The organism is Corallococcus praedator, from assembly GCF_003612125.1.
Lineage (GTDB): Bacteria > Myxococcota > Myxococcia > Myxococcales > Myxococcaceae > Corallococcus > Corallococcus praedator.
Window position 1 is genome coordinate 1 of record NZ_RAWI01000350.1, and the last position, 9,785, is coordinate 9,785.

General features: G+C 71.2%; 11 protein-coding genes. 6 read left to right on the top strand and 5 right to left on the bottom strand.

The features are described 5' to 3' along the window. Positions 1 to 686: hypothetical protein (locus D7Y13_RS31995; RefSeq protein ID WP_244222400.1), on the top strand; the 686-nt coding region annotated here is incomplete at its 5' end. Between the two features lie 71 nt (positions 687 to 757). Here the strand turns inward: D7Y13_RS31995 and D7Y13_RS32000 are convergent. Both D7Y13_RS32000 and D7Y13_RS32005 read right to left on the bottom strand, forming a co-directional pair. Then, positions 758 to 1,693: an acyl-CoA dehydrogenase family protein gene (locus D7Y13_RS32000; protein ID WP_120585354.1), complete on the bottom strand. Its 936-nt coding sequence runs from the start codon at positions 1,691 to 1,693 to the stop codon at positions 758 to 760. A gap of 47 nt (positions 1,694 to 1,740) precedes the next feature. After that, positions 1,741 to 2,445: an SET domain-containing protein gene (locus tag D7Y13_RS32005; protein ID WP_120585359.1), complete on the bottom strand. Its 705-nt coding sequence runs from the start codon at positions 2,443 to 2,445 to the stop codon at positions 1,741 to 1,743. Positions 2,446 to 2,548: 103 nt separating this feature from the next. Here D7Y13_RS32005 and D7Y13_RS32010 point away from each other — a divergent pair, with 103 nt between their 5' ends. Then, complete coding sequence (locus D7Y13_RS32010; RefSeq protein WP_120536509.1) at positions 2,549 to 2,923, top strand: DUF423 domain-containing protein; 375 nt, start codon at positions 2,549 to 2,551, stop codon at positions 2,921 to 2,923. A 9-nt stretch (positions 2,924 to 2,932) separates the two neighbouring features. On the opposite strand, the gene D7Y13_RS32015 is transcribed toward D7Y13_RS32010, so the two are convergent. Next, complete coding sequence (locus D7Y13_RS32015; RefSeq protein WP_120536501.1) at positions 2,933 to 3,241, bottom strand: hypothetical protein; 309 nt, start codon at positions 3,239 to 3,241, stop codon at positions 2,933 to 2,935. A gap of 181 nt (positions 3,242 to 3,422) precedes the next feature. Between D7Y13_RS32015 and mug the strand changes: the two genes are divergently transcribed. After that, positions 3,423 to 3,980, top strand: coding sequence for a G/U mismatch-specific DNA glycosylase (mug, locus tag D7Y13_RS32020; protein ID WP_120585355.1), 558 nt, complete (start codon positions 3,423 to 3,425; stop codon positions 3,978 to 3,980). Positions 3,981 to 3,987: 7 nt separating this feature from the next. On the opposite strand, the gene D7Y13_RS32025 is transcribed toward mug, so the two are convergent. Continuing rightward, complete coding sequence (locus D7Y13_RS32025; protein WP_120585356.1) at positions 3,988 to 4,821, bottom strand: 3'(2'),5'-bisphosphate nucleotidase CysQ family protein; 834 nt, start codon at positions 4,819 to 4,821, stop codon at positions 3,988 to 3,990. Between the two features lie 215 nt (positions 4,822 to 5,036). Between D7Y13_RS32025 and D7Y13_RS32030 the strand changes: the two genes are divergently transcribed. The 3 genes from D7Y13_RS32030 (at position 5,037) to D7Y13_RS32040 (ending at position 7,816) form a co-directional block, all read left to right on the top strand. Continuing rightward, on the top strand, positions 5,037 to 5,540 hold the full coding sequence (locus tag D7Y13_RS32030; protein ID WP_120585357.1) for a DUF3592 domain-containing protein: 504 nt from the start codon (positions 5,037 to 5,039) through the stop codon (positions 5,538 to 5,540). Positions 5,541 to 5,626: 86 nt separating this feature from the next. After that, positions 5,627 to 6,115 (top strand): GNAT family N-acetyltransferase, encoded by a 489-nt coding sequence (locus tag D7Y13_RS32035; RefSeq protein WP_120536498.1) that lies wholly within the window; start codon positions 5,627 to 5,629, stop codon positions 6,113 to 6,115. A gap of 105 nt (positions 6,116 to 6,220) precedes the next feature. Then, positions 6,221 to 7,816 carry a carboxylesterase/lipase family protein gene (locus D7Y13_RS32040; protein ID WP_120585358.1) on the top strand — a complete coding sequence of 532 codons (1,596 nt, stop codon included), beginning with the start codon at positions 6,221 to 6,223 and terminating at the stop codon, positions 7,814 to 7,816. A 69-nt stretch (positions 7,817 to 7,885) separates the two neighbouring features. Here the strand turns inward: D7Y13_RS32040 and D7Y13_RS32045 are convergent, their stop codons facing one another. Then, positions 7,886 to 9,568, bottom strand: coding sequence for a glutamine--tRNA ligase/YqeY domain fusion protein (locus tag D7Y13_RS32045; protein ID WP_120536507.1), 1,683 nt, complete (start codon positions 9,566 to 9,568; stop codon positions 7,886 to 7,888). Positions 9,569 to 9,785: the final 217 nt, after the last annotated feature.

A 9,785-nucleotide genomic window follows, 5' to 3' on the forward strand; every position in this document is an offset into this window, starting at 1 on the left:
GCGCCGCCCCCTCCGCAGCCACGACTCGCACGCAGGCCCCGGCCGCGCAGCCCGCCCGGACCAATCAGGTGACGCAGGTGTCGCGCGCGGAGGTGCTCAACCGCGCCGAGCTGGCGCGCATCCGTTCGACGCAGGCGCCGGTGGCGCCGACGCCGGGCTCGTGGCGTGGCGGCGCGAACACGGAGGTGGGTCGCGCCATCCAGACGATGCGCTCGCGGCTGTCGGACGTGAACATCAGCATCAAGGGTGACACGCCGCAGAGCCTGTTCGACCGCGCCATCCTGGACAACAAGCACGTGACGAACGAGCAGATCCTGGAGATGTCCAAGGTGACGCTGGAGCAGCTCGCCACGGACCCCAAGGACCGCGCGAAGGTGCTGGAGAAGGTGCCCAACGCGCGCGAGCTGCCGGTGCACAAGTTCACGGTGGCGATGCTGTCCGCGGTGACGGGCATCGACCGCGCGAAGCTGTCGGAGGCCTGTCCGGACCTGGGGCTCACGGGCGCGCCGGGCACTCCGCTGCTCTACGCGGCCAAGACGGAGCGCATGCAGCGCTCCACCGCCCTGCACGACTTCACCGACTACATGCGCGGCGCGGGCGTGAAGGGCATGAACAAGGCCGTCTGGGGCGTGGAGAACCGCATCCTCTCCGCCATCGTCTCCGCGGCCGGCGGCGGTCGGTACTGAAGTCGTAGCACCGGGCCCATGCGCAGGAGGCGGCACGACGCCCCTCCCGCGCGGGCCAGCACGGAGCAGGCCTACTCGTCGCCCGTGCCCCCGGCCAGCTTCTGACGCGCGGACTCCAGCCGCTTCACGCGCACCTTGCCGGCCAGGTCGAGCAGGCGCCGGTCGCGCTGCCACTTCTCCCGCGTCTCCACGTCCACGCCCTCCCAGGCCGTCTCGCAGCGCTCCAGCGCGCGGTGCAGCTGCGTGAACGCGCCGCCCAGCGCCACGTGCACGCCCGGCTCACTGGGGTCCTCCTGCGCCAGCGCCCGCATCAGCACCGCGATGGCGACCAGCTCCTCGCGCAGCGCCACCGGCCAGCCGCACCTCCGGCCCACCTTCACCAGCCAGCCCAGCACCGCCAGGTTGACGTGGCAGTCCTCCACCGTGCGGAACGGCCGCAGGTAGCGCGTGTACCCATCTCCGGGCAGCACGTCCTCGGGGCCCACGGTGACGCCCTCCAGCCGCAGCGCCGCGTGGGGCACCTCCGGCACGAAGCCCAGCGGCGGCAGCGGCTCCACCTGCACGCCCGGCTTCTTCGCGTCCACCATCACCATGCGCAGACGGTTGCGCCCCTGCGCGTCGCGGCCCTCGGTGGCGACCACCAGCAGCACCTCCGCGTACGTGCCCAGCGTGACGTAGGTCTTCGCCCCGTCGAGCTTCCAGCCCGCGCCGGCCGGCGTGAGCGTGGTCTCGATGGCGCTGGGATGCCCGCCGCCGGACTCGGTGGCGCAGAGCGCGACGCGCCGGTCCGGGGGAAGCTGGGGGAACAGCGAGCGCAGCGCGGCGTGGTAGCCGGACGCGAACGCGAACCCCAGCCGGTCCGCCCGGAACCCGCTGGCGAGCGCCAGGTCCGCGGGGGCCGGGAAGCGCGGCAGCACCGCGAGGTGCCGTCGCCACCAGGCCTCCACCGAGTCGAGCGCGGGTGAATCGGGAGCTTCGGTGAGCAGGAAGCGCAGGACGTCTTTCACGCCCCCACTCTAATGCTCCCCTCCGGAACACGCGCGTCCGTTTGGCTTCAGCCCGCCGCGCGGCGGCCCCGGCCCGCGGTCTTCGCGCGCTGGGTGCCCCGCTGCTTGCCCGCGGCGGACTTCGACTTGGAGGCCGGCCGGGACTTCGACTTCGGGGCGGACTTCGACTTGGACGCGGCCTTGGAGGCCGTCTTGGACTTCGACGCGGCCTTGGACTTGGACGCGGGCTTGGAGGCCGTCTTGGACTTGCCCGCGAGCTTCTTGCGGCGCGCGGGGGCCTTCTTCTCCGGGGCGAGGATGGTGCCCCGGCACGAGGGCGTGCCGCAGCGGCAGATGTAGAGCCCCTCGGCGTCATCGCCCATCTCCGGGGTGCGCTCGTAGGCGTAGTCGTACGTCAGCTCCTCCCCAGGTTCGATGGCGCGCAGCGCGTAGATGTGGATGTGGCCCTTGTCGATGAGCGACTGACAGTTGGGCTCGCACGAGTGGTTGATGTAGCGCGACTCGTTGTGCAGCGTGCCCGCGTCCAGCACCGTGTCGTCGTCCAGGTTGAAGAGGAAGGTGTGGTGGCGCTCCATCGACTCGTCGTCGTAGCGCGCGTCCGCCTGGGCCTGGGTGAGGCGCTCACCGATGTACTCGATGATGCGCGCGCCCTTGCGGATGCGGCGGGTGGCGAAGGCACCAAGTCCCTGGATGGGCGACTGGCGCAGCTCGAAGGGAATCGACGGGGTCGGCTGGAAGGAAGGAGAAGTCATCATCGGGGGTGGAGCGGCTGGGGCGGGGTGCGTGTTCAACCAGGACGCTGCCTTCAGGGGCGGTGTAGCGTGCCGCAGTCAAGCGCGCGAAGAAAGGCACTCGATCATGCGGTGGTGGCTCGTGGTGGGAGCGGTGAACGCTTTCCTGTCCGTGGCGGCGGGGGCCTTCGGGGCGCATGCACTGCGGGCCCGGCTGCCCCAGGATCTCCAGGTCATCTTCGAAACAGGCGCGCGCTATCACATGTACCACGCGCTCGCGCTGGTGGCCGTGGGACTGTTGGGCGTGACGCGACCCTCCGCGCTCCTGTCCGCCTCCGGGTGGGCGATGCTCGCGGGCATCGTCCTGTTCTCCGGCAGCCTCTACGCGCTCGCCCTCTCCGGGGTGCGCGTGCTGGGCGCCATCACCCCGCTGGGCGGCCTGGGCTTCCTCGCCGGATGGATCCTCTTCGCCGTGGCCGCGTGGCGCACGTCGCCCTGAGGCGCGCTGTCACTCCTTCAACAGGGGCGGCAGCGGGTAGATGAGGTCCAGGTCGCGGTGGTTGCGCACCCCGCAGGCCTCGCGCTGCACGGTGAGGTTCCAGCGCAGGCGCTCCGCTTCCTTCCAGAGCGCGCGGTACGTCCCGTAGCGCGCGGCCCGTGAAGCCCCGGACAGGGCGCACAGCTCGCGCTCGGACTGGGACAACGCCGCAAGGGCCTTCTCCAGGCTGTCCCCAGAGCGACGCAGACCGGAGGCGCGCTCGCGCTGGAAGTCCACCTCGACGGGCAGCAGGGTCTCGACCTTCACCGGACGGGCCATGGCCCTGCGGATAACAACGACGCCGGGGCTTCGCATCGCGCGCCGGGGGACGACCGGGCCCCCCTGCCCTCGCCCCCACCGGGCGGGCAGCCGGCCTGCGCCGACAGGGCCTGGAGTCCCCGCGCGGGAAACCTTCGTGCGACGCGGCACCCAACCCGCTAGGTTTGGACTCCCACGCCCGATGAAGACGCTCCACCGCCCCACGAAGGACGAGCTGTTCGCCGCCATCGACCGGACCGTTCCGGACCTGCTGGCCCCGGACATGCGGGTGCTCTTCTGCGGCATCAACCCCAGCCTCTACTCCGCCGTGGTGGGGGTGCACTTCGCGCGGCCGGGCAACCGCTTCTGGCCCGCGATGCACCTGTCGGGCTTCACGCCGCGCCGCTTCCTGCCGTCCGAACAGGACGAGCTGAAGGCGCTCGGCCTGGGCATCACCAACGTGGTGGACCGGGCCACGGCGTCCGCGGACCTGCTGGACGCCGAGGAGTACGTGGCGGGACGCGGCAACCTGGAGCGCAAGGTGAAGCGCTACCGTCCGGCCTTCCTCGCGGTGCTGGGCCTGGGCGCGTACCGGAGCGCCTTTGGCCGGCCCAAGGCGCGGTTCGGCCGCCAGGAGGAGACGCTGGGCGGCACCGGGCTGTGGGTGCTGCCCAACCCGAGCGGCCTCAACGCCAGCTACCAGCTCCCGGACCTGGCGCGCCTGTTCGGCGAGCTGCGCCGCGCGGTGGACGCGGGCTGAAGCCGCGTCACTTCAGGAGGCCGGCCTCGCGGGCCACCTGCGACGCGACGGGCAGCACCTGGTCGAAGGCGGCGGCGTTGCACGCGAGCAGGCCCCGGTGGTTCTGGAGCTCGGAGCCGTCGTAGCGGTACGGCACGCCGGCCAGGTCCGTGAGGACGCCGCCCGCCGAACGGATGACGGCCTCCGGCGCGCAGTTGTCCCAGCGGTAGCTCTTGTCGCTGACGTGCACGTAGAGGTCGCAGCGGGCCTCCGCGAGCAGGCCGCACTTGAGGCCCACGGAGCCGGACTCCGTCTCCCGAGTGATGCCCAGCCGCTTCACCACCGCGTCCGTCGTCTTGGAGCGGTGCGAGCGCGACACGACGAGCCGCAGCGACGCCGGGTCCGCCACGTCCGACACGCGCAGCGCGCGGCGGCCCCGCGGGTCCTCCACGTAGCCCTGCTCGCCGACGACGCCCGAGTAGAGGACATCCCCGACGGCGCGGTAGACGACGCCCAGCGCCGCCCGGCCCTCCACCGCCAGGCCGATGTGGATGGCGAACTCGCCGTTGCGGTTCACGAACTCCTGCGTGCCGTCGAGCGGATCCACGTACCAGCAGCGCTCGAAGCGCTTCGCGTCGGACGCGTCCTCGTTCTCCTCCGCGACCACGCCGTCGCCCGGGAAGGCCTTGCGCAATTCGCCCACGATGAAGGCGTTGGCGCGCTCGTCGGCCAGCGTGACGGGCCCCGCCCCGCCGGCCTTGTCCGTGACGGAGAAGTCGGTGGCGTAGACCTGCAGGAGGATGTCACCAGCCTGGCGCGCGATGCGCCGGGCCACTTCGAGCTCAAGAGCGAGAGCGGGCATGGAGTGCCTGCGAGTCTGCCCGCTCGGCGCTGCTTTGGAAACCAACGACGGAGGGGCACGCTGGGGCGGATTGCCCCACGGGGGAAGATTGCCCCACGCGGCAGGGGACGCTCCGCCCCGGGAGGGACGCTGGCCCGGGGGCTGCAATCGCTGGAGCGCAAGACGTCTTCCAGCGCCGGGGGCCCAGGGGCCGGGCGCGGCAAGGATGCACCGCGATGATGAAATGGCTGATGGGATTGGGCCTGCTGGGCATTGGCGTGGCGCTGGCGTTCGCGGGCGGGCGGATGATCTACCGCACGACCGTGAGCAGGAGCTGGCCCACGGTGCAGGGCACGGTGGTGGAGTCCCGCGTGGTGACGCTGCGCGCCAAGCGCTCCGTGAGCTTCCGGCCGGAGGTGAGCTACCGCTACGAGGTGAACGGCACCCCGTACACCTCCGACACGTTCGCCTTCGACGGCCACGCTTCCGGGGGCCTCGTGGAGGCCCAGGCGGTGACGCGGCACTACCCGGCGGGGACCCCGGTGACGCTGCACTACGAGCCGGCGGATCCGTCGGTGGCGTGCATCCAGTGCGACACCCTGGGCGTGTCGAACTACGTGGTGACGCTGGTGGGCGCGCTGTTCGCGGTGGTGTCCGCGTGGGGCCTGATGGACATGGCGCGCTCGGAACTCAGCGACAGGAGGCGCCAGCAGCAGCCGGTGCGCTCCGGAGCCCGCTAGTACCGGGCACTTCCCTCCGGAAGGCTTCGACAGACGCGGCCCCGGGTGCCCATCCTGGGGCGCCAACCCCGCCGTCTGGAGTCCGCATGCCCGTCATCATCCGTCCCGCGAAGGCCTCGGACGCACCCGCGCTGGGTCGCATGGGCGCGGCGCTCGCGCACCAACACCATGGCTTCGACGCCGAGCGCTTCATGGTCCCCGACGACGTGGAGGCCGGCTACCGCTGGTGGCTGGGCAAGGAGGCGCGCCGTCCCGACGAGGCCGTGGTGCTGGTGGCCGAACTGGACAGCGACGTCGTGGGCTACTGCTACGGCCGGCTGGAGGGCGTGGACTGGAACATGCTGCTCGACAAGCACGGCGCCCTGCACGACATCTGGGTGGAGGAAAAGGCGCGCGGCACCGGCACAGGCCGGCTGCTCGCGGAGGCCATGGTGCAACGGCTCACGGAGATGGGCGCCCCCCGTGTCGTGCTCTCCACCGCCGCCAAGAACGAGTCCGCGCGGCGCCTGTTCGAGCGGCTGGGCTGGCGCCCCACCATGGTCGAGATGACCCGCGAGGCGCCGCCCCGCTCATAGCCGCCCTTCAAGCACCCGGCCCTGCTGGGACGCCTCCACCTGCTGGTGTGTGAAGGGCTGTTCGTAGAGCCCCATGGGACAGCCTGGATTAGCGTCGCGGCTCCCATGTCCAAGACCGCTCCGCACCTGCCCTGGCTCCTGTCCCTCATCCTGCTCTGGGGCTGCTCGGACCTCGTGGATCCTCCGGACGCGAGTTCCTCCATCGAGGGCGTCGTCACCCATGCGCTCGACGTGGCGACCGACGACGGTCCGGTCCGGGGTTCCACGCTCGGTGGACTCAATGTCTTCAAGGGCATCCCCTACGCGGCGCCTCCGACGGGGAGCCGGAGATGGGCCCCGCCCGCGCGCCCCACGCGGTGGACCCAGCCCCTTGCCGCCACCGCCTTCGGTCCACCCTGCCCCCAGCTCAGGGAGGAGGTCCTCCACCTGAACGAGGACTGCCTGCGCCTCAACGTGTGGGCCCCCGCGGCCGCCGCGAAGCCTCGCGCGGTGCTCGTGTGGATCCACGGTGGCGGCTACGTGGAGGGCGCATCCAGCGAGGCCTGGTACGACGCCGCGCAGCTCGCCGAGCGCGAGGACCTGGTCGTCGTGTCGTTCAACTACCGGCTGGGCCTGCTCGGCTTCCTCGCCCTGCCCCAGCTCACCGCGCCGGACGGGGGCACCGGCAACTGGGGCCTGCGGGATCAGATCGCCGCGCTGGACTGGGTGCGCCGCAACATCGCCGCGTTCGGAGGCGACCCGAAGCGCGTGATGATCGCCGGTGAGTCCGCGGGCGCCGTCTCCGTGACGACGCTGCTGGCGGCCACGCCGGCCCAGGGGCTGTTCCAGCGCGCCGCCATCCAGTCCGGCACCTACCGCCCCGTCCTGGAGAAGGAACAGCCGGTGGGCGCCTTCCCGTCGGCGTACTTCGTGGGCCTCGTCTCAGCCATCGTCCTGGAGTGCACCGAAGGAGACATCGCCGCGTGCCTGCGCGCGAAGCCCCCCGTGCAGGTGCTGGGAACCCAGTTGCAGCTCACGCCCGTGACGGAGATGGGCTTGAGCCTGTGGCCCACGCTGCCGGTGGTGGACGGCGTGGTGTTGAAGGGTCGGCCGCTCGCGAGGGTGCTCGCGGGCAGCGGGGACGTGCCGGTGCTGGTGGGCGCCAACGACAACGAAGCCAGCTTCGTGCTCGCCAGCATGGGCGTCGTCGGCAACCCGGGCGACTTCGGCCGCTACGTGGACGCCTTGGGCGCGAGCGCCAGGAAGGCGCAGCTCACCGCGCTCTACCAGCCCTCGGTGGTGGGCGAGGTCGCCGCCGCGGACGCCCTGGGCACGGACCTGTCGTTCGCGTGTCCGGCGCAGCGGCTGGCCACCGCGAGCGCCACCGTGGGCACCGCCCCCGCGTACCTCTACCGCTTCGCACGGGCCCTCCCCAACGGCCCGCTCGCGCCCCTGGGCGTCGCGCACGGGACGGACATCGTCTACCTCTTCGGCCGCTTCGACGCCGTGGCCACCACGCCCACGCCGCAGGACCTGACGCTGTCCTGGCAGCTGCAATCCGCCTGGGGCGCCATGGCGCGCACCGGCTCGCCCATCCCCGCGTGGCTGCCGTATTCGCCCGGCGGCACGTTCATCACCTGGAACACGCCCGCCACCACGGAGGCCACCTGGCGCGGTGGACGCTGCGCCTCGCTGGACGCGTGGGGCCTGCTGCCCCCTTGAGAAACGACGAAGCCCCGGGCGGACAGGCCCGGGGCTCCAGGGTGCATCACGAACGGCGCAGGGGCCGCCCTACTTCTTCTGCTCCTTCACCCAGGAGTCCTTCAGCGTCACCGTGCGGTTGAACACGGGCGCGCCCGGCTTCGAGTCCACCGCGTCCGCGCAGAAGTAGCCCAGGCGCTCGAACTGGAAGCGGTCCCCCGGGTTCGCCTGCGCGAGCGACGGCTCCACGCGCGCGTCGGAGACGACCTCCAGGCTGGCCGGGTTGATGAACGCCTTGAAGTCCTTCTCCTTGTCCCGGTCCGGCTGCTCCACGGAGAAGAGCCGGTCGTACAGCCGCACCTGCGCGACGGGGGCGTTGCCCGGCACCCAGTGCAGCGTGCCCTTCACCTTGCGGCCGTCCGGCGAATCCCCGCCGCGCGTCGCCGGGTCGTAGGTGCAGCGCAGCTCCGTGATGTTGCCCGCCGCGTCCTTGATGACCTGCTCGCACTTGATGAAGTACGCGGAGCGCAGGCGGACCTCCTTGCCCGGCGCCAGACGGAAGAAGCCCTTCTCCGGCACCTCCTGGAAGTCGTCCGCCTCGATGTACAGCTCGCGCATGAACGGCACCTTGCGCGTGCCCAGCTCCGCCTTCTTCGGATGGTTGGCGACCTCCAGCTCCTCGGTCTGCCCCTCCGGGTAGTTCTCCACCACCACCTTGAGCGGACGCAGCACCGCCATGGCGCGCGGCGCCGTCTCATTCAGGTCGTCCCGGATGCTCAGCTCCAGCACGCCCATGTCGATGAGGCTGTCCGACTTGCTCACGCCGATGCGCCTGGCGAAGTCGCGCAGCGACGCGGGCGTGTAGCCCCGGCGACGCAGGCCGCTGATGGTCAACATGCGCGGGTCGTCCCACCCGGACACCAGCCGCTCCGTCACCATCTGGAGCAGCTTGCGCTTGCTCATCACCGCGTACGTGAGGTTCAGCCGCGCGAACTCATACTGGTTCGGCCGGTCGCCCTTGATCAGCGCGTTGACGATCCAGTCGTACAGCACGCGGCGGTTCTCGAACTCCAGCGTGCACACCGAATGCGTGATGCCCTCGATGGCGTCCGACAGACAGTGCGCGAAGTCGTAGAGCGGGTAGATGCACCACGTGTCACCCGTGCGGTGGTGGTGCGCGTGCCGGATGCGGTAGATGGGCGGATCGCGCAGCACCGGGTTCGACGACGTCATGTCGATCTTGGCGCGCAGCGTGTGCTTGCTGTCCGGGAACTCGCCCGCCTTCATCCGGCGGAACAGGTCCAGGTTCTCCTCCACCGAGCGCGTGCGGTACGGGCTGTCCCGGCCCGGCGTGGTGAAGTCACCGCGGTACGCGCTGATCTCCTCCGGCGACAGGCTGCACACGTAGGCCTGGCCCTGGGAGATGAGCTGCTCGGCGAAGGCGTAGAGCCGGTCGAAGTAGTCCGACGCGAAGAAGCGCCGGTCGTCCCAGTCGAACCCGAGCCAGCGCACGTCGCGCTGGATGGACTCCACGTAGTCGGTGTCCTCGGTGAGCGGGTTGGTGTCGTCGAGGCGCAGGTTGCACTTGCCGCCATACTGGTTCGCCAGCCCGAAGTTCAGCGCGATGGCCTTCGCGTGACCGATGTGGAGGTAGCCGTTGGGCTCGGGCGGAAAGCGGGTGTGCACGCGACCGCCGTGCTTGCCGGTCCTCTGGTCCTCCTCGATGACCTCCTGGAGGAAGTTGAGGCCCTGCGTCTCGTTCGTCGTCGTCATGATGGGGATGAATCCTGTTGAAGCCGGACAGGGGGGGCAAGATCTTCCTGACCCGAAACCCCGCCCATCCATTTTAACCGGGGCGCTTCAGACTTCCGCGAGCAGCGTTTCCCAGGCCTTGAGGGCCCGGTCGGCGGACAGCTCTTCCGCCCGGGCCAGGGCGCGGGCCCGCAGGTCCTCCCGCCAGGCCGCGTCCGTCACCACCCGCCCCAGGGCC